Here is a 19,263-nt window from a genome sequence, read left to right on the forward strand (position 1 = left end):
TCAGGCGAAGGCGGCCAGCAGGTCGGCTGCGAAGGCCTGCTCGGCATCACTGGCCACCTGGGCGCGGTGGCGCACCAGCACGAACGGCACGGCGAAATCCAGCGCCGGGTCCAGAGCCTGCAACAGGCCGCGCGCGACCCAGGGCTCGGCGTAGTGGCAGGGCAGATAACCGATGTGCCGGCCGGAGAGGATGAAGGCCAGCGCGCCTTCGACCTGCTCGGAACGGGCCGCGCCGCTGGTGCCGTCAAAGGGTTCCTGGCGGCTCTGGAAGCGGTAGGGGTGTTCGACCTGGTCGGCCTGTTGCAAGGCCGCCAGGTTGACCTCGGTTTGCTCGGCCAGCGGATGATGGCTGGCGCAGTACAGGCGCTGGTTTTCTTCGAACAACGGCGTGTAATCGAACGCTGCCTGCTTGCCGGAAAAATAGCCGATGGCCAGGTCCAGACGCTGCTGCAACAGCTGGCGCTCAAGGTCGGCTGGCATGGCGCTGACCAACTCCAGGCGCACCGCCTCGTCACGCTGGCGAAAACGCTCGATGGCCCGCGCCAGGCGCAAGGTCACGATACTTTCCTGGGCCTCGGAAATGCCGATGCGCACCTCGCCGAGCAAGCGTCCGGCGACGCCGTTGGCCTGATGCCGAAACGCCTCGATCTGCACCAGCAGTTCGCGGGTGGCCTTGAGCAGCACTTCACCCTTTGCGGTCAGGCCAAAGCCGCCCTTGCCGCGGCGGCACAGGCGATAGCCCAGGCGGGTTTCCAGGCGCGCCATCTGCTGGCTGATGCTCGGCTGGCTCAAACCCAGCACGCCCTGGGCGGCGCTGAAGCCGCCGGCCTCGACTACAGTGACGAACAGCCGCAGCAGGTGCAGGTCGAGGTCGTGCAGTTGTCCCAGCATCAAACATTGCTCCTGATGAATGTCAGGTTAACTGACTTGCCATTTTAGTAATGTAACCCGGCAGGCATGCTGGCGGCATCCACTGACAAAGGTGCCCGACATGCGTACATCCCTGTGGTTGTTGTCCCTGGCCCTGGCCTTGCCGGTGCAGGCCGAGGAAAAAGTCCTCAACCTGTACAGCTGGGCCGACTACGTCGCGCCCGAGACCTTGCAGCGCTTCGAGCAAGAAACCGGCTACAAGGTGCGCTACGACACCTTCGACACCACCGAAGTGCTGGAAACCAAGTTGCTCACCGGTGGCAGTGGTTATGACGTGGTGGTGCCGTCCGCCAGCCTGTTGGCCCGCGCCCTGACCGCAGGTGCCTTGCAGCCGCTGCACGCCCAGGCCATGCCCGGCTACGCCAACCTCGATCCGGACCTGCTGGCCAAGCTGGCCGAGGTCGACCCTGGCAACCAGTACGCCGTGCCCTACACCTGGGGCACCCTCGGCCTGGGCATGAACCTTGAGGCGGTGCGCCAACGCCTGGGTGATGTGCCGCTGGACAGCCTCGACCTGTTGTTCAAGCCCGAGTACGCCAGCAAGCTCAAGGATTGCGGGATTGCCATGTCCGACTCGCCTCAGGAGGTGATCGGCGTCGCCCTGCATTACCTTGGCAAGGATCCCTACAGCCGTGACAAGGACGACCTGGCGGCCGCCCAGGCGCTGCTCAAGCAACTGCAGCCGTCGATCAGCTACGTCGCCAACGGCCGGCAGATCAACGACCTGGCCAACGGCAGTGTGTGCCTGGCGCTGACCTACAACGGTGATGCAGCCATGGCCGCCGACCAGGCGCACAAGGCCGGCAAGCCGTACCAGGTGATCTACCGCATCCCCCGCGAAGGCACGCTGATCTGGCAGGACAACCTGGTCATGCCCAAGGACGCGCCGCACCCAGAAGCGGCCCGCGCCTTCATCGCCTTCATGTTGCGCCCGGACTCGGTGGCGCCACTGACCAACACGCTGTTCTTCGCCAATGCCAACCAGGCCGCCACGCCTCTGGTGGATGAAGCGGTGCGCGGCGACCCGGACATCTACCCCTCGGCCGAAATACGCGCGCGGCTGTTTGCCGACCGCAGCATGAGCCTCGCCGACATGCGCCAGCGCACCCGCCTGTGGACCACCTTCCGTATCCGCCAATAACAACAAACCAGGAGCCCGACCATGGACCTCGCCCCCGACAACGACCAGGCCATTACCCGCGACAGCCTCTACGGCACCATCGCCGAAAACACCTTTGCCGGTATCACCAGCTTCTCGCGCCGGCGCTACAGCCGCGATTTGCGCGGCGTCGATGTGGTGGTTAGCGGCGTGCCGTTCGACACCGCCACCAGTAACCGCCCGGGTGCGCGCTTCGGCCCGCGGGCGATTCGTGCCGCCTCGGTGCAGCAGGCCTGGGCCCGGCACTGGCCGTGGGAGTTCGACCCCTTCGAGCACCTGGCGGTAATCGACTACGGCGACTGCAACTTCGACTACGGCAGCCCGCACACCGTGCCCGAAAGCATCCAGGCCCATGCCGAGCAGATTCTCGAAGCCGGCTGCGCCATGCTCACCCTGGGCGGCGACCACTTCATCAGCTACCCGCTGCTCAAGGCCCATGCACGCAAACACGGTCCGCTGGCGCTGATTCATTTTGATGCCCACAGCGACACCTGGCCGGACGAGGAGGGCCAGCGTGTCGATCACGGCACCATGTTCTGGCACGCGGCCCGCGAAGGCCTGGTAGACCCGGCGCGCTCGGTGCAGATCGGCCTGCGCACCACCAATGACGATACCCAGGGCTTTGCCGTGCTCGATGCCCGCCAGGTGCATCAACGTGGTACCCAGGCAATCATCGAAGCGATTCGCCAGCGGGTTGGCGAGCAACCGGTGTACCTGACTTTCGACATCGACTGCCTGGACCCGGCCTACGCGCCCGGCACCGGCACCCCGGTGTGTGGCGGCCTGACCACGGTGCAGGCGCTGGAAATCCTCGGTGGGCTGCGCGGCATCAACCTGGTGGGCATGGACCTGGTGGAAGTCGCGCCGGCCTATGACCATGCCGATATCACCGCCCTGGCTGGGGCCACCCTGGCCATGGAGATGCTCTGCCTGTACGCCGCGAAGCATAAGGTCGATGGCTGATCCGGTAACAAAATGAATCACCTGCGGGGCAAATCGAGGTTTCCCGGCGAACCTGTCGCGCCTTAGGCTATCCAACGCTTGGGCGCGCAGGTTTTCGGCGCCGCGTGATGCCGGAGGTGAATACCGTGAACCGATCACTGACGGGCCTGGCCATGGCCCTGTTCTTGAGCTCGCCGCTGCAGGCGGCGCCTGTTGCCGCGCCGTTGCAGCTGGCGGCCAGCAACAACAACCCCTACAACAGCCCGATCATGCGCGCCAACCCCAACAGCCGCCAGGGCAGCGTGCCGGCCACGCCGCCGGTGCGCGGCCCGTCGACCCAGCCCAACCCGCGCCCGCCGACCCTCGAGAACCGTGGTATCGGCAATGGCGAAAACATCCGCCGCGAACAGACCACCCCGCGCCTGGAACCCAGCCGGCCGCCGCGCGCGCCCGCACCCTGAATAACAGGCCCTCCCTGGAAGGAATCGCTGATGTCCCCACGCACCTGGCTACCCACCCTGATGACCGCGGCGCTGCTGCCGCTGCTGGCCCATGCCGCGCCCGAGCGTGACTTCAAGAGCGAGGAGGGCAGCGTCAAGGTCAGCACCCTCGCCGAAGGCCTGCGCAATCCCTGGGCCCTGGCGTTGTTGCCGGACGGCCAGGGCATCCTGGTGACCGAGCGCGCCGGCAACCTGCGCATTGTCAGCCCCGAAGGCAAGGTCGGGCCGCCGCTGGGCGGCGTCCCCGAAGTCTGGGCCAAGGGCCAGGGCGGTTTGCTCGACGTGGTGTTGTCACCGACCTTCAAGCAGGACCGGATGGTCTACCTGTCGTATGCCGAAGGCGGTGGGGAGGGCGGCACGGCCGGTACCGCGGTGGGCCGCGGGCGCTTGTCGGCCGACAGTGCCAAGCTTGAAGACTTCAATGTGATCTTCCGCCAGCAGCCCAAGCTCTCCAGCGGCAACCATTTTGGCTCGCGCCTGGTGTTCGACCGCGACGGCTACCTGTTCATCGCCCTGGGCGAGAACAACCAGCGCCCGACCGCCCAGGACCTCGACAAGCTGCAGGGCAAGGTGGTGCGCATCCTCCCGGATGGCACGGTGCCCAAGGACAACCCGTTCGTCGGCCAGGCCAACGTGCGCCCGGAAATCTGGTCGTTTGGCCACCGCAACCAGCAGGGCGCGGCGCTCAACCCCTGGACCGGCGAGTTGTGGACCAACGAGCATGGGCCCCGTGGTGGCGATGAGATCAATATCCCCAAACCCGGCAAGAACTATGGCTGGCCGATCGCTACCCACGGCATCAACTATTCGCTGATGCCGATCCCGGAGGCCAAGGGCGAGCATGTCGAGGGCATGCTCGACCCGCACCATGTCTGGGAGAAGTCCCCGGCCATCAGCGGCATGGCGTTCTACGACAACCCGCGCTTCAAACCCTGGGATCACAGCCTGTTCATCGGCGCCCTGGCGGCGCAGGAACTGATTCGCCTGGAGCTCAAGGGCGACAAGGTGGTGCATGAAGAGCGCCTGCTCGGCGAGCTCAAGGCGCGGATTCGCGACGTGCGGGTAGGGCCGGATGGGTATCTGTACGTGCTTACCGATGAGACGGATGGGGCGCTGCTCAAAGTCGGGCTGGATCTGTAGAGACCTTGTGGGAGCGGGCCTTGCCCCGCGATCGAGCGCGCAGCGGTGGAATCTCAGACAACATCCGATGTGCTGACTGTACTGGCCTCATCGCGGGGCAAGCTCGCTCCTACCAATGGCGGTACCACTTGCCCCGCGATGCCCCCCGCCGCAGAATGCCCCCTTTTGCGACGGACGCCGCGCATGTCCTGCTTTACCGATCAGTCCCCGCTGACCCGCTACCAGCAGGCCATTGCCAGCCAGGGGTTTGTCAGCGATCCGGCCCAGTTGCAGGCCGCCACCGCCCTGCAAACCTGCTTCGAGGCCCTGCAACGCGGTGAAACCCCGCAGGGCGTGTACCTCTGGGGGCCGGTTGGGCGCGGCAAGACCTGGCTCATGGACCAGTTCCACGCCTGCCTGCAGGTTCCGGCCCGGCGCCAGCATTTTCATCACTTCATGCGCTGGGTGCATCAGCGCCTGTTCCAGCTCAATGGCACCGCCGAGCCCTTGCAGGCCCTGGCCTTGTCCCTGGCCGAAGAAATCCGCGTGCTGTGCTTTGACGAGTTGTTCGTCAACGACATCGGCGATGCGATCATTCTCGGCGGGTTGTTCCAGGTGCTGTTCGAGGCCGGGGTGGTGATCGTGGCCACCTCCAACCAGCCGCCCGGGCAGCTCTACAGCGACGGTTTCAACCGCGAGCGCTTCCTGCCGGCGATTGCCGCCATCGAGCAGCATATGCAGGTGGTGGCGGTGGCGGGTGAGCAAGACCATCGCCTGCATCCGGGCGCGCGGATACAGCGTTACTGGATTACCGAGAAAGGCCAGCCCGCAGCCCTGGCGCAGGTCTTCGAGCAACTGCGCGGTGAGCAAGCGGCGACTGAACAACCCTTGCTGATCGGCTCTCGCCAGCTCAGCGTCGTGCAACGCTGCGAGACGGTGCTCTGGTGCCGCTACGCCGACCTGTGTGAGCAACCCTTCGCCGCCATGGACTTCATGGCCCTGTGCGACCGCTTCCAGGCCATCCTGCTCGGCGAGGTGCCGGCGCTCGGCGCCCGCCAGCGCCCGGCGAAGATCGCCCGCGGCACCGAGGACGGCGCCCGGCGGGTGGTCGCCGGCGACCGCGAGCTACCGCAACTGTCGGTGCATGACGACAGCGTGCGGCGCTTCATCGCCCTGGTCGATGAATGCTACGACCGGCGGATCGCCCTGTACCTGGAAGCCGAGGTCGCCCTGGAAGCGCTCTACACTGAAGGGTATCTGGAGTTCCCGTTCCGGCGTACGCTCAGCCGCTTGCGGGAGATGCAACTGCAACGCTTCTGCTGAGGAATCGATCATGGCCGAGCCTCTTTCGCACCACCTGCTGACCATGGCCTACCAGAACGGCTGGGCCAACCACCGGGTGTACAAGGCCTGCAGGCAACTGAGCCAGGATGAGTTCGTCGCCCCGCGGGCGAGCTTTTTCCCGTCGATCAAGGCGACCCTCAACCACATCCTCACCGTTGACTGGTTCTACCTGCAGGCCCTTGAGTGTGAGCAGCGCGGCGAAGCGCCAGACCCGGACAGCGAGCGTTTTTTCCAGCCCGAGGAGCCTTTTGCCACCTGCCTGGAACTGCACGCCGAACAGTTGCAGGCCGATCACCGCCTGATCGCTTACTGCAGCCAGTTACGTGACGACCAGTTGCAGCGCTATGTGAACATCGTGCGCCCCGACTGGGTGCAGCGCGAACAACGCCTGCGCCTGCTCTCGCACCTATTCGAGCACCAGATCCACCACCGTGGCCAGGTGCACGCGATGCTCAGCGACACCGCGGTGCGCCCACCGCAACTGGATGAATTCTTTTGTGAGGATGAAGCGCACCTGCGCGCCCAGGACTTTGCCGAACTGGGCTGGACCGAGGCGCAGATCTGGGGGCGCTAGTGCTGCATCCAGCCCAGCGTCAGCAGCGCCAGCACCAGGTAACGCCCGGCTTTGGCGAGGGTGACCAGCACTAAAAAGCGCCAGAACGGCTCGCGCATGATCCCGGCAATCAGCGTCAACGGATCGCCGATCACCGGCATCCAGCTCAGCAGCAGCGACCACTGGCCATAACGCTGGTAGCGCTGCTGGGCCTTTGCCAGTTGTGCGGGCTTGAACGGGAACCAGCGCTTGTCGCGCAGGTGCTCGATGCCGCGGCCCAGCAGCCAGTTGACGATCGAACCGAGCACGTTGCCGGCGGTGGCGATCAGCAACAGGCTGATCAGCGCCTCAGGTTCGCGCAGCAGCAGGCCGACCAGCACCGCTTCCGATTGCAGCGGCAGCAAGGTGGCTGCGCCGAAGGCGCTGAGAAACAGCGCCCAATAGCTGAGCATCAAGGCCTGATCAGTAGTTGGCGACCACTTCGTCCTTGCCCTCAAGGGTCAGGCCGATGACCTGGTAGGCGTCCTTGTGGTCGCCCATTTCCATGCCCGGCGAGCCCATGGGCATGCCCGGTACGGCCAGACCCTTGAGGTCGGGACGCTTGCTCAGCAGCTTGATCTGCTCGGCCGGCACATGGCCTTCGACGAACTTGCCGTCGATCACCCCGGTATGGCACGAGGCCAGGCGCGGCTCGACGCCCAGGCGCTGCTTGAGCGCGCTCATGTTCGGCTCGACATGGTCGTTGACCGTGTAGCCGTTGTCGTGCAGGTGCTTGATCCAGTCCTTGCAGCAGCCGCAGTTGGGGTCACGGTAGACATCGATGGTCGGCCCGGCCTGGGCCAGGGTGCTCAGGGCCAGCAGGCCGAAGGCGACGATTTTCTTGCTCAGCATGTACTTCTCCACTTCTAGAAACGCAGGCGAACTCCGGCGACCAGGCGGGTCTGGCCGATATCGCCGTGCTCATCACGGATTTGCTCGGCGTTGTTGCCGTAGGCCCGGTTGACGCTGATGCCCAGGTACGGGGCAAAGCCACGGGTGATTTCGTAGCGCAGGCGCAGGCCAATCTCGCTGTCGGCAAGGCCACTGCCCTGGTCCCGGGTGGCGTCGTTGCGGCCATAGAAATTGGCCTCCAGCGACGGTTCGAGGATCCAGCGATTGCTCAGCAGGATAGCGTAACTGCTCTCCAGGCGCAGCGCGGTTTGCTGACGTTCGCCGGCATACAGGGTGGCTTGCAGCTCCAGCCCGTACAGCGGCGTGCCCTGGATGCCGAAGGCGGCCCAGGTCTGGCCAGTGGCCGGCTTGAAGTCCTGGCGCAGGCCACCGACCAGCTCCCACCAGGGGCTGATGGCATGGCCCCAGAGCGCCTGCAGTTCGGCCTTATGGGTCACGCCCTGTTCGCGTTCGCCTTCGCTGCGCAGCCACAGGCGGTCGACATCGCCGCCGATCCAGGCGTTGGCGTCCCACTTCAGGGCGCTGCTGTTGTCGAAGTTCTGGTATTCCAGTTGCTCGACGATCACCGCCCAGTTCATCTGCCGGTCATGGACCTGATGACCGGGCAGCGGCGGGAAGGCCGCCTGGCGCTCGGCGTCGGTGATCGGACGCAGTGGCGTGCGTGGAGTGCCCGGCGCCATGCTGTGGTTCATGCCTTGATGGTTCATGGCACCGTGGCCCATGGCGGCGTGATCCATCGCCTCGGCACGGGTCTCTTCACTGGCCAGCAGGGCGAGCAGGGCGAAGCCACCGAACAGCGGCCGAAAAATGGGCTTATTCATCGACGCGTACCTCGCGGAACATGCCCATCTCCATGTGGTAGAGCAGGTGGCAATGATAGGCCCAGCGGCCCAGGGCGTCGGCGCTGACCCGGTAGCTACGGCGGCTGCCCGGCGGGATGTCGAGGGTGTGCTTACGCACCTGGAAGCGCCCGTGTTCGTCTTCCAGGTCACTCCACAGGCCATGCAGGTGGATCGGGTGGGCCATCATCGTGTCGTTGACCAGGGTGATGCGCAGGCGCTCGCCGTAGGTCAGGCGCAGCGGCGCGGCGTCGGAGAACTTGATGCCGTTGAACGACCAGGCGAAGCGCTCCATGTGTCCGGTCAGGTGCAGTTCGATTTCCCGTGACGGTTCGCGGCCATCGGGGTCGGCGAAGGTGCTTTTCAGATCGGCGTAGGTCAGCACCCGGCGGCCGTTGTTGCGCAGGCCAATCCCTGGGTCGGCGAGGTTGGGCCTGGGGTTCATGGTCTGCATGTCCACCAGCGGGTTGCCGCTTTCGCTGGCTGGGTGTTGCTGCATGCCGGTCATTTTCGAATGGTCCATGCCGGCCATCTGGCTGTGGTCCATGGCGCCCATCCCGGCCATGGCGCCGTGGCCCATGTCGGCCATGGTCAGGATGGGGCGTGGGTCCGGCTCTGGCACCTCGGCGCTCAGCCCGTTGCTGCGCGCCAGGGTACCGCGGGCGTAGCCGCTGCGGTCCATGCTCTGCGCGTACAGGGTATAGGCGGGCAGGTCGCCGACCCGCACCAGCACGTCATAGGTTTCGGCCACGGCGATGCGCAGTTCATCGACCTCGACCGGCTCTACCGGCTGGCCATCGGCGGCGATCACCGTCAGCTTAAGGCCCGGAATGCGAAAGTCGAAATAGCTCATTGCCGAGCCGTTGATCAGGCGCAGGCGCACAGTGTCGCCGGGCTGGAACAGGCAGGTGAAGTTGCCATCCGGCGGCTGGCCGTTGAGCAGGTAGGTGTAGGTAGCGGCGCTGATGTCGGCAAGGTCGGTGGGGCTCATGCGCATGGCCGCCCAGGCCTTGCGCTCGGCGACGGTTTGCTGCCAGCCATCTCTGGCGACATCGTCGATGAAGTCGCCAACGGTGCGCTTGTGGTAGTTGAAGGCATCGGACTGCTTTTTCAGGGTCGCCATCAGCGCCTCGGGGGCCTGGTCGCTCCAGTCGCTGAGCAGCAGCACGTAGTCGCGCTGGTAGCGATGGGCTTCGGGCTGCCTGGGTTCGATGACGATCGCGCCGTAGACCCCGGCCTGTTCCTGCAGGCCGCAATGGCTGTGATACCAGTAGGTGCCGCTCTGCTCCAGAGTGAAGCGGTAAAGGTACTCGCCACCGGGCTCGATGCCGGCAAAGCTCAAGCCCGGCACACCATCCATGTTGGCCGGGAGGATGATCCCGTGCCAGTGCAGCGAGGTCGACTCGTTCAGGCGGTTGCGCACCCGCAGGGTCACGCTGTCGCCCTCCCGCCAGCGCAGGGTCGGGCCGGGCAGGCTGTTGTTGATGGTCAGCGCCGTACGCGGGCGGCCGGTAACGTTGACCGGGGTCTGGCCGATGAACAGCTCGAAGTGCTCGCCGCTCAACTCGTTGGCAAACACGCCGGGCGCGGCAAACGCCGGCAGGCGCCAGAGGCCGAGGCCGGCCAGGGCGCTGCCGGCGGCGAAGCCCTTGACGAAGGTGCGGCGGGTCGGGTGTCGAAGCATGGCTGCCATTCCAGGGGCGGGGATGGCACGACCTTAGCCAGTGCTGACTGTCAGCAAACTGAGCAGCGCATTACAGATTTGTCAGCTGGCCAGGCAGGTACGCGTTCACTTGTGGCCGCAGGTCGGTATACTCCGCGCCGCACGGAGCCCACCACTATGAAGGATCAGCGATTCATGCAGGCAATCAAGGCCTATTTCAAACGCCACGGCCACGACCCGTTCAAGCTCGGCCAGGGGCGTATCAGCGGCTACCTCTCGGCCGCCCTGGGGCTGCTCAGCCTGCTGGCGGTGTTGTGCTTCCTGTTTCCGCAGTGGCTGACCTTTGCCGAGTTTCGCAAGGTCTACAGCGTGCACTTTGCCCGTACCGCGCTGCTGATCGGATTGATCCTGGCCTTCGCCCTGGGCACCCTGAACATTCTCCTCAACAAGCGCAAGCGCCTGGGCTTTACCGGCATCAGTGCGGCAGGCCTGGCGATGTTTCTCGGCGGCACCAACATCCAGACCGAAACCATCGGCCAGACCCCATACTCGCTGGGCCTGGACTGGTTTGTGCTCGCTCTGCTGGTATCGGCGGTGATCTTCATCCCGCTGGAAAAACTCTACGCCAAGGACCCGCAGCAAAACATCCTGCGCCCGCACTGGCGCACCGACCTCAGCTACTTCTTCGTCAGCCATATGCTGGTGCAGTTCATCCTCATCTTTGTCACCGCCTCGTCCAGCTGGCTGGCCGGCTGGGTGCTGTCCGATACCTTGCAGGCCAAGGTGCAAAGCCTGCCGATCGTGGTGCAGTTCTTGCTCGCGGTGTTCGTCGCCGACCTCGGCCAGTACTGGCTGCACCGCTTGTATCACGTGGTGCCGTGGATGTGGCGCTTTCATGCCGTGCATCATTCGAGCACGCACATGGACTGGCTGGCCGGTTCGCGCATTCATTTCTGCGAGATCCTTCTGACCCGCACCGGGGTGTTGGCGCCGCTGATCCTGCTGGGCTTTTCGCCCCAGGCGATGAACGCTTACGTGATCCTGGTCGGTGTGCAGGCGGTGCTGGCCCATGCCAACGTGCGTATCGACGGCGGCTGGCTCAACTACCTGCTGGTGCTGCCGCGCTATCACCACTGGCACCACGCCCGGCACAAGGATTACATCTACAAGAACTACGCGATCCATACGCCGCTGGTGGACATGCTGTTCGGCACCTTCAAGCTGCCGCCCAAGGAATGGCCGGCGCGATACGGCGTGTTCGGCAAGGACCTGCCTGAAGGTATCGTGCGCCAGCACCTGTACCCGCTGCGCAAGGCCGAACCCAAGGCACCGGTACCGCCACCGGCTGCCTGAAGCGGCTTTGTGCCCGGCCCCTGACTGCGTTAGCCTTGAGGGGTCAACGCCATTGGGGGCAAGGAGTATCCATGGACAAGGTTATCGTGATCACCGGCGCCAGCCGCGGCATTGGCGCTGCCACCGCACGCCTGGCCGCGCGCGCCGGTTACCGTATTTGCATCAATTACCTGCGTGACGACGAAGCCGCCCAGCGGGTGCTGGCCGAGGTGCGTGAACTGGGTGCCGAGGCCATTGCGGTGAAGGCCGACGTCAGTGTCGAGGACGAGATCGTCCAGCTGTTCCAGCGCGTCGATGCCGAGCTGGGCCCGGTCACTGCATTGGTCAACAACGCTGGCACCATCGGCCATCAGAGCCGGGTCGAAGAAGTGTCGGAGTTTCGCCTGCTCAAGCTGATGAAGACCAACGTGGTCGGGCCGATGCTGTGCGCCAAGCACGCGCTGCAGCGTATGTCGACCCGCCATGGCGGGCAGGGCGGCAGCATCGTCAACGTCTCGTCGGTGGCCGCGCGCCTGGGCTCGCCTAACGAATACGTCGACTATGCCGCCTCCAAGGGCGCGCTGGATACCTTCACCGTCGGCCTGGCCAAGGAAGTGGCCGGCGAAGGGGTACGGGTCAATGCCGTGCGCCCGGGTTACATCTTTACCGACTTCCACGCCCTCAGCGGCGACCCGCAGCGGGTCAGCAAGCTTGCGCCGGGCATCCCCATGGGCCGCGGCGGGCAGGCTGAGGAAGTCGCCGAGGCGATCCTCTGGCTGCTGTCAGACCAGGCCTCGTATTCCACCGGCAGCTTTCTGGACCTGGGCGGCGGGCGCTGATCAGCCGATCATTTCCTCGATACGCTGGGCCAGGGTGTCGAGGCTGAACGGCTTGGTCAGCACCCGGGTAGTGGGCTCGAACACGCCGCTGCCGAGCACCGCCTGCTCGGCGTAGCCGGTGATGAACAACACTTTCAATCCGGGCCGCAATTGGCGGGCGGCGGCCACCAGTTGCTGGCCGTTCATGCCGCCGGGCATGCCGACATCGCTGATCAACAAGTCGACGCCGGCGCCATTTTGCAATGCCGCCAGGGCGCTGTGGCCGTCGGCGAATTCTATCCTGGCGCAACCCAGTTCCTCGAGCACTTCGCCGACCAGCATGCGAATGGTTGCTTCGTCATCGACCAGCATCACCGTCATGTCGCGCAGTTCACGTTGCGGGCGGGCCGTTGGTTTCACTTCGCTAAGCGGCAGGCTGGCGCTGTCCAGGCGCGGCAGGTACAGGTGCACGCTGGTGCCCTGGCCAGGTTCCGAATACACCCGCACCTGGCCACCGGACTGACGGACGAAACCATAAACCATCGACAGCCCCAGACCCGTGCCGTGACCCACCGGCTTGGTGGTGAAGAACGGGTCGAAGGCGCGCGCCAGTACCTGGGGCGGCATGCCGCTGCCGTTATCGCTGACGCTTAAGGCCAGGTAGTCACCGGGCTTGAGGTCCAGGTGCGCGGCGACTTGCTCATCGGCTGGCAGATGACGGGTTTCGATGCTGATCCTGCCCCCGCCCGGCATGGCGTCGCGGGCGTTGATGCACAGGTTGAGCAGGGCGTTTTCCAGTTGCGAGGCGTCGATGTTGGCTCGGCAGGATGCGCTGCTGGTAAACACCTCGATGTCGATGTGCGGGCCGACGCTGCGGCGGATCAGCTCAAGCATGCCGCCGACCAGGCGATTGACGTCGATGGTGCGCGGTTCCAGGGTCTGGCGCCGGGAAAAGGCCAGCAGCCGGTGAACCAGGGATGCGGCGCGGTTGCACACATCCTGAGCGGTGCGCAGGTAGGGGGCGATCTGTTCATGGCGCCCGCGCCCGAGCAGGTTGCGCGACAGTTCGAGCGAGCCGCTGATGCCGGTCAGCAGGTTGTTGAAGTCATGGGCGATGCCGCCGGTGAGCTGGCCGACCGCTTCCATTTTCTGCGCCTGGCGCAGGGCTTCTTCAGTCTTGCGCAGGCGTTTTTGCTCGCCGATCCGCTCGCTGATGTCGTAGGCGAACAGGTAAGCGCCGATCAGTTGCCCGTTGCTGTCATGCAGCGGGCTGAACCGCAGTTCGTAGTGGCGATGCTGCTCGCCCTCGCCAAACTCGGCAACCTCGACGAATGCCTCACCCTTGAGTGCCCGATTCCATAGTTGCAGGCCCTGGGCGCAGTCTTCGGCACGGCTGGCCATGAGCGTCGGCAGGCTGTCGCCGACGCTGGGTACTTGCTCGAAAATTCGCTGGAATTCGTCACGCGCGGCGCGGTTGATAGCCAGCCAGCGCATGTCCAGATCGACCACCTGGATTTGCGCCAGGGTCGCCTCGACCACATCGGTGAGAATCTTGCGCTCTGCCAGCGCCTGGGCCACCCGCTGTTCAAGCTCCTGGTTGAGGCGCTTGAGCCCGGATTCGGCACGTTTGCGCGCGGTGACATCCTGGAACAGTACGGCGACCTGCTTGCGGCTGGCCGGCTCCAGGCGAAAGGCGCAGATGTCCAGGTGGCGGCCGGTGGCTACCAGCTCCTGCTCGAAGCGGATCGGATTGCCGCTGTGCAGCACCGGTCCATAGCGGGCAATCCATCCATCGGCCTCATCGGGCACCATCTCTCGCAGCTTCTGCCCGACCACATTGTCGATACCGGCATGCTTGGCGTAGGCAGCGTTGGCTTCGACATGAACGTAGTCGCTGAGCGGGCCGTGGGGGCCGTCGAAGAATTCGATGATGCAAAAGCCTTCGTCCATGGCCTCGAACAGAAAGCGATAACGCTGCTGGGTATCGGCCAGGGCCTGCTGGTCAGGTGCAGGCCGGGCGCGGCTGCGCTCGGCGAGCTGGGCTGTGAGCAGATTGTTCTGCTGCTGCAACTGCTCAAGTTGCTGGCGCAGGGACTGCAGTTCGCTCGACGGCATGCGCGTGTTCCGGCCTGGGGATAGTGGCAAATGTAGCGTCCCGCGCAGCACTCAACAACTGCGCGGCCCCAGGTCAAGCGCTTCAGTGGCCGTGATAGCGCGCGCTGGCCCATTCCCACCAGAGGGCGTTGAGTTCGCAGTAGGGGGCAATGCGCCCGGTGGTTTCGGCGTACAGGTCGTCGCGGTCGAGTTTCGCCGGGATGAAGCCCAGGCTGCGCAGGTCGCGGTCGATCAGCGCCGCGCTGCTGGCCAGGGCCTTGATCGGCTGGCGCGGGTAGGGGCGCGGGTCTTCACCGTAATACACCTTGGCCGGGCCGAAAGGTACGCCCTCCAGGCGAGTATGGCCGAGGTTGTTCAAAAAGCCTTCGGCAATGCTGCCGTCGGCGAAGATCACCTTGTAGGCCGCGCCGGGTACACCGCCGAGCTTGCCGTCGTCCAGGCTCAGCTCCAGCCAGTTGCTGGTGGCTGCCGGGTTGATTTGCTCGCGGCTGAGTTTGCCGCCATCACTGGCCGCTGGATGGGTACTGAACGTTCCGTGCTCGCGCAGGTTATCGACACGTCGCGACTGCGGTTTGCTGGTTTGTGCCGGCACGCGAGCACTGCTGCCCGAGGCTTGCGCCGAGCTGTTGCGCTGCACGGCAAGCCAGGGCATCAGGCGCTCGTCGATGCGTTCGATCAGGTCGTCAAGGTGTTCACCAGCCTGTTCCAGGTCGCTCAGCACCAGGGCCTGGCGCTGCGCGTCGAGGGCCAGGAAGGTCGCACTGGCGCTGACCGCAGCGATGATTTGCGCAAGCTCGCTGCGTAGCAGCTCGGCGTCCAGGCTCTCTTCGAGCAGGGCATCCGGGCTGGTCTTCAGTTTGCAGTTGAGCAGTACGTGGCGCAGCAGGTCATAAAGCTGCTCGGCATGCTTTTGCGGGTCGCGATTGACCAGGCGCAATACCCGTTTGAGCCCGTGGCCAGGGCCTGGGACCCAGCCGAGCAGGGCCAGGGCGAGGTCGAAGAAGGCCTCGTCTTCCTCCTGCTGGTTGGCCGCCAGGTTCAGGGCCAGGATCGCTTCGACGGTGTCGTAGGCACTCAGGGCCTGGGCCAGGTGCGGGATGCTGCCGGCATCGATGGCGTCGGACAAGGTGACGCCGGCGGCCTTGATGTCGTAGGCGAAGTCTTCGTCGCTGTCGTCTTCGTCGTCTTCGTCGATCAGCTCTTCTTCGTCCTCCTCCTGTTCGTCTTCAGCGTCGCCCAGGCACTCCCAGCGGATGCCCTGGTAGGCGGGCAGGCTGCGCGCGTGCGCGAGCAGCTCATGGGGGAAGATCACGTGAAGCAGTTCGCGGGTATCGATGCCGTAGAGCAGGGCCACTGCCGCGGCCTCGAATGACCAGTAGCCGACGTAACCGCTGATATCGTCGCCATGGGTGTCGTACCAGCTGGCGTGCTCAAAGTGCTCGTACCACTGCTCGCAGTAGCCCTGCAGGCGGCTGGCCGCTTGCTCGGGGCTGGTGGCATAGATGGTTTGCACCAACGGCGTGGCGTAGTCCTGGTACCACGCATCGACGTCGTAGCGGTCGGGCAGGACCCGGCTCAGCAGGTCTTCATAGAGGGTGTCTTCTTCGGCATAGCCGCCGTTGTCCATCAGCGTGACGAAGCGTTCGAGCAGGTCCTGGCGACCGAGCAGAATGCACAGGCTGATGACCTGCATGCATTCGTGGTGTTCTTCACTATCGCCCAGATTCAGCGGAGCGACGTTGGCTTGCTCGGTGTACACGGCCATCTTGCGTTGCAGTTGCTCGTACTCGGCGACCAGCGCTTCGAGCAAGGCGGGCAGGGCGTCGATGTCAACGCCGGCGGTATAGCTGATCAGCAGTTTGTCCAGCGCCAGGCCCTTGAGGCTCTTGCCGCTGAACACTGCCTCTTGCTCGTCGGAGTCGGCTTGCAGGCGATTGTCGCGCAGGAATGCACGGCTCTCTTCGTCGTGTTCGAGGAAGCGCTCGTAACGCTGCGGCGTAAGAAAGTGCTGTCGCTTGTGCATGCCATCCATCCCTGGGAAATTCGAGCGCGCAGGGTGCCGCAAGCGCGCTCGAAGTACAACCGCCGATCAGAACGAGCGGACGATCTTGCCCAGGGTTTCCATGGCCTTTTCCGACTGCTCGGTCCAGGGGCTGCCGTAGTTGAGGCGGATGCAGTTGCGAAAGCGCCGGGTCGGCGAAAAGATCGGCCCGGGGGCGATGCTGATGCCTTGCGCCAACGCCATCTGGAACAGCTTGAGCGAGTCCATCTGTTCAGGCAGCTCCAGCCACAGGAAGTAGCCACCGGCCGGATGGCTGACCCGGGTTTGCGCCGGAAAATACCGGGCAATGGCCGCGAGCATCGCCGCCTGTTGCTCTTCCAGGGCATAGCGCAGCCTGCGCAGGTGCCGGTCGTAGCCGCCGTGCTGCAGGTAGTCGGCAATCGCCGCCTGGGCCGGCATCGAGGCGCACAGCGAGGTCATCAGTTTCAGCCGTTCGATCTTCTGCGCGTAACGCCCGGCCGCCACCCAGCCGATGCGGTAGCCGGGGGCCAGGCTCTTGGCGAACGAGCCGCAGTGCATCACCAGGCCGTCGGTGTCGAAGGCCTTGGCCGGTTTCGGCGCTTGCTGGGCGTAATACAGCTCGGCATAGACGTCGTCCTCGATCAGCGGCACTTGATGTTCGCGCAAGAGCTCCACAAGCTGCTGCTTCTTCTCTTCCGGCATGCTCGCGCCCACCGGGTTCTGGAAGTTGGTCATGCACCACACGGCCTTGACCGGGTGCTTGGCCAGGGTTTGCGCCAGCACCCCGAGGTCGATGCCTTCGCGCGGGTGCACGGGGATTTCCACCGCCTTGAGCTTGAGCCGCTCAAGGATCTGCAGGCAGGCATAGAACGCCGGCGCCTCGATGGCCACCAGGTCGCCGGGCTCGGTCACCGCCTGCAGGCACAGGTTCAGGGCCTCCAGCGCGCCGTTGGTGATCAGCAGCTCCTCCATGGGCAGCATCAGGCCGCCGACCATGTAGCGCAGGGCAATTTGCCGGCGTAGCTGCGGGTTGCCCGGCGACAGGTCGGTGACCACCATGCGCGGGTCCATCTCGCGGCTGGCGCTGGCCATGGAGCGGGCCAGGCGCGGCAGCGGGAACAGATGAGGGCTGGGAAAAGCCGAGCCGAAGGCCACGGTTTGCGGGTCCTTGATCGAGTCGAGGATCGAGAACACCAGCTCGCTGACATCCACCTCGGTGGACTCGCTGGCTTGCTCGATGATCTGCGGCTCGCTGAACTGGCGCGGCGCGTGGGCGTTGACGAAGTACCCCGAGCGCGGCCGGGCGCGGATCAGCCCGCGGCGCTCCAGCAGGTAGTAGGCCTGGAATACCGTGGACGGGCTGACGCCGTGGGTCTGGCTGGCATAACGCACCGACGGCACGCGCTGGCCGGGGCCGAGGACCCCGGAGCGGATCAGTTCGGCAATGTCGTCGGCGAATTTCTCGTAGCGTTTCATCATGGCTCGAAAGGTTTCGGATGCTCGGGCAGTGTATGGGATCAGCGGTTCAAAGGCGCAACAAAACGGCTGTGGGCGACGCTGCGCACACCGGGTTCGTCCGTATCGATCAGTTCGAAGCTGATGTCCTGGGAGCTGCTTTGCGGGCGATCGGCCAACATCGCTACCGACACCGGCAAGTCGCTCATTTCCCCGGCCGCCAGGCTGAATTCGGTCCTGCCGTGCAGTTCGAAGCCTTCGGCATCGAGCAGGCGCAGGCGGTAGTGCTGGGATTGCTGGGTCTTGTTGATGACCTTGAGGGTGTAGATGTTCTCGATCTGCCCGGCGTTGTTCTCACGGAACAGGCCACGGTCCTTGATCACGTCCATCGACACCATCGGCCGCTGCTGCAGGGCGATCACCAGGGCGCCGATCATCACCACCAGGGCGGTGACGTAGCCGAGCAGGCGCGGGCGCAGCCAGTTGGTGGTGCCGCCTTGCAGGGTGTGTTCGGACTTGTAGCCGACCAGGCCGCGGGCGTAGCCCATTTTGTCCATGATCGAGTCACAGGCGTCGATACAGGCGGCGCAACCGATGCACTCCATCTGCAGGCCGTCGCGGATGTCGATGCCGGTCGGGCACACCTGCACGCACATATGGCAGTCGATGCAGTCGCCCAGGCCCTTGGCCTTGTGGTCGACTTCCTTCTTGCGCGGGCCGCGGGATTCACCACGGGCCGGGTCGTAGGCGACGGTCAGGGTGTCCTTGTCGAACATCACGCTCTGGAACCGGGCGTACGGGCACATGTGCATGCACACCGCTTCACGCAGCCAGCCGGCGTTGATGTAGGTGGCGCCGGTGAAGAACAGAATCCAGAACAGACTGACACCGCCCAGTTGCAGGGTGAACAGTTCTTCGGCCAGCGGCCGGATCGGCGTGAAGTAGCCGACGAAGGTCAGCCCGGTCAGCAGGCTGATGGCCAGCCACAGGGTGTGCTTGGCCGAACGCCGGGCCAGTTTGTTCAGGCTCCAGGGCGCGGCATCGAGCTTGATGCGCTGGTTGCGCTCACCTTCGGTGACCTTCTCGCACCACATGAAAATCCAGGTCCAGGAACTTTGCGGGCAGGTGTAACCGCACCAGACCCGGCCGGCGAGCACGGTGATGGCAAACAGGCCGAAGGCGCAGATGATCAACAACGCCGAGAGCAGGATGAAGTCCTGCGGCCAGAAGGTGGCGCCGAAGATATGGAACTTGCTGTCGGCCAGGTCCCAAAGCACGGCCTGGCGACCGCCCCAGTTCAGCCAGACGGTGCCAAAGAACAGCAAAAACAGAAAACCCGCGCCAGCCAGGCGCAGGTTACGAAACAAGCCGGTGAAACTACGGGTGTGGATCTGTCGGTCACTGCTGGCAGGCTTCTTCTTGAAGGTGGAAGGCTCAGCAATTTCAACGATCTGGACGGGGATTCTATCGCTCATGGTTCGTCGCTCATCAGGCCTCGATCAGGCCAGAGCACTATGGCG

At 64.9% G+C, this 19,263-nt stretch carries 17 protein-coding genes; 8 read left to right on the forward strand and 9 right to left on the reverse strand.

Annotation, left to right across the window (positions count from 1 at the left end):
• The gene (locus LOY22_RS09340; protein ID WP_258597182.1) at positions 1-891 is read right to left on the reverse strand and encodes a LysR family transcriptional regulator; all 891 of its coding nucleotides are present in this window, start codon (positions 889-891) and stop codon (positions 1-3) included.
• Positions 892-991: 100 nt separating this feature from the next.
• Between LOY22_RS09340 and LOY22_RS09345 the strand changes: the two genes are divergently transcribed.
• From LOY22_RS09345 to LOY22_RS09370, 6 genes are all read left to right on the forward strand, one after another.
• Positions 992-2,071: a polyamine ABC transporter substrate-binding protein gene (locus LOY22_RS09345; RefSeq protein ID WP_258597184.1), complete on the forward strand. Its 1,080-nt coding sequence runs from the start codon at positions 992-994 to the stop codon at positions 2,069-2,071.
• Between the two features lie 21 nt (positions 2,072-2,092).
• Entirely contained in the window at positions 2,093-3,052 is a 960-nt protein-coding gene (gene speB, locus LOY22_RS09350; protein ID WP_045201358.1) for an agmatinase, read from the forward strand.
• A 152-nt stretch (positions 3,053-3,204) separates the two neighbouring features.
• On the forward strand, positions 3,205-3,492 hold the full coding sequence (locus tag LOY22_RS09355) for a hypothetical protein (RefSeq protein WP_408980948.1): 288 nt from the start codon (positions 3,205-3,207) through the stop codon (positions 3,490-3,492).
• A 30-nt stretch (positions 3,493-3,522) separates the two neighbouring features.
• Positions 3,523-4,671 (forward strand): PQQ-dependent sugar dehydrogenase, encoded by a 1,149-nt coding sequence (locus tag LOY22_RS09360; protein WP_258597188.1) that lies wholly within the window; start codon positions 3,523-3,525, stop codon positions 4,669-4,671.
• Between the two features lie 183 nt (positions 4,672-4,854).
• Positions 4,855-5,973 (forward strand): cell division protein ZapE, encoded by a 1,119-nt coding sequence (gene zapE, locus LOY22_RS09365; RefSeq protein ID WP_093384982.1) that lies wholly within the window; start codon positions 4,855-4,857, stop codon positions 5,971-5,973.
• A gap of 10 nt (positions 5,974-5,983) precedes the next feature.
• Positions 5,984-6,568, forward strand: coding sequence for a DinB family protein (locus LOY22_RS09370; RefSeq protein ID WP_213601912.1), 585 nt, complete (start codon positions 5,984-5,986; stop codon positions 6,566-6,568).
• Here the strand turns inward: LOY22_RS09370 and LOY22_RS09375 are convergent.
• From LOY22_RS09375 to LOY22_RS09390, 4 genes are read right to left on the reverse strand one after another with little or no spacing between them, the layout of a single operon-like run.
• Positions 6,565-6,999 carry a YqaA family protein gene (locus LOY22_RS09375; protein WP_195883493.1) on the reverse strand — a complete coding sequence of 145 codons (435 nt, stop codon included), beginning with the start codon at positions 6,997-6,999 and terminating at the stop codon, positions 6,565-6,567. The two genes, LOY22_RS09370 and LOY22_RS09375, sit on opposite strands and share 4 nt — an antisense overlap.
• A 10-nt stretch (positions 7,000-7,009) precedes the next feature.
• Complete coding sequence (locus LOY22_RS09380) at positions 7,010-7,438, reverse strand: DUF411 domain-containing protein (RefSeq protein WP_045201363.1); 429 nt, start codon at positions 7,436-7,438, stop codon at positions 7,010-7,012.
• Positions 7,439-7,452: 14 nt separating this feature from the next.
• A complete protein-coding gene (locus LOY22_RS09385) occupies positions 7,453-8,319 on the reverse strand; it encodes a copper resistance protein B (protein ID WP_258597193.1) in 867 nt (288 codons plus the stop codon).
• Complete coding sequence (locus LOY22_RS09390; RefSeq protein ID WP_258597194.1) at positions 8,312-10,021, reverse strand: copper resistance system multicopper oxidase; 1,710 nt, start codon at positions 10,019-10,021, stop codon at positions 8,312-8,314. The genes LOY22_RS09385 and LOY22_RS09390 overlap by 8 nt, the downstream gene beginning before the upstream one ends.
• A 156-nt stretch (positions 10,022-10,177) precedes the next feature.
• Here LOY22_RS09390 and LOY22_RS09395 point away from each other — a divergent pair, with 156 nt between their 5' ends.
• Together LOY22_RS09395 and LOY22_RS09400 are read left to right on the forward strand one after the other, a co-directional pair.
• Positions 10,178-11,353 carry a sterol desaturase family protein gene (locus LOY22_RS09395; RefSeq protein ID WP_256326750.1) on the forward strand — a complete coding sequence of 392 codons (1,176 nt, stop codon included), beginning with the start codon at positions 10,178-10,180 and terminating at the stop codon, positions 11,351-11,353.
• Between the two features lie 71 nt (positions 11,354-11,424).
• Positions 11,425-12,171: an SDR family oxidoreductase gene (locus LOY22_RS09400; protein ID WP_045201367.1), complete on the forward strand. Its 747-nt coding sequence runs from the start codon at positions 11,425-11,427 to the stop codon at positions 12,169-12,171.
• Here LOY22_RS09400 and LOY22_RS09405 read toward each other — a convergent pair whose 3' ends face one another.
• From LOY22_RS09405 to ccoG, 4 genes are all read right to left on the reverse strand, one after another.
• Positions 12,172-14,265, reverse strand: coding sequence for an ATP-binding protein (locus LOY22_RS09405; RefSeq protein WP_213601906.1), 2,094 nt, complete (start codon positions 14,263-14,265; stop codon positions 12,172-12,174).
• An 82-nt stretch (positions 14,266-14,347) separates the two neighbouring features.
• A complete protein-coding gene (locus tag LOY22_RS09410; protein WP_256326749.1) occupies positions 14,348-16,288 on the reverse strand; it encodes a PoNe immunity protein domain-containing protein in 1,941 nt (646 codons plus the stop codon).
• A gap of 66 nt (positions 16,289-16,354) precedes the next feature.
• Entirely contained in the window at positions 16,355-17,764 is a 1,410-nt protein-coding gene (gene mapR / locus LOY22_RS09415) for a GntR family transcriptional regulator MpaR (protein ID WP_045201498.1), read from the reverse strand.
• Positions 17,765-17,805: 41 nt separating this feature from the next.
• On the reverse strand, positions 17,806-19,218 hold the full coding sequence (gene ccoG, locus LOY22_RS09420; RefSeq protein WP_045201369.1) for a cytochrome c oxidase accessory protein CcoG: 1,413 nt from the start codon (positions 19,216-19,218) through the stop codon (positions 17,806-17,808).
• Positions 19,219-19,263 lie beyond the last annotated feature (45 nt).

Source organism: Pseudomonas sp. B21-035, from assembly GCF_024748945.1.
In the GTDB taxonomy this organism is placed as follows: domain Bacteria; phylum Pseudomonadota; class Gammaproteobacteria; order Pseudomonadales; family Pseudomonadaceae; genus Aquipseudomonas.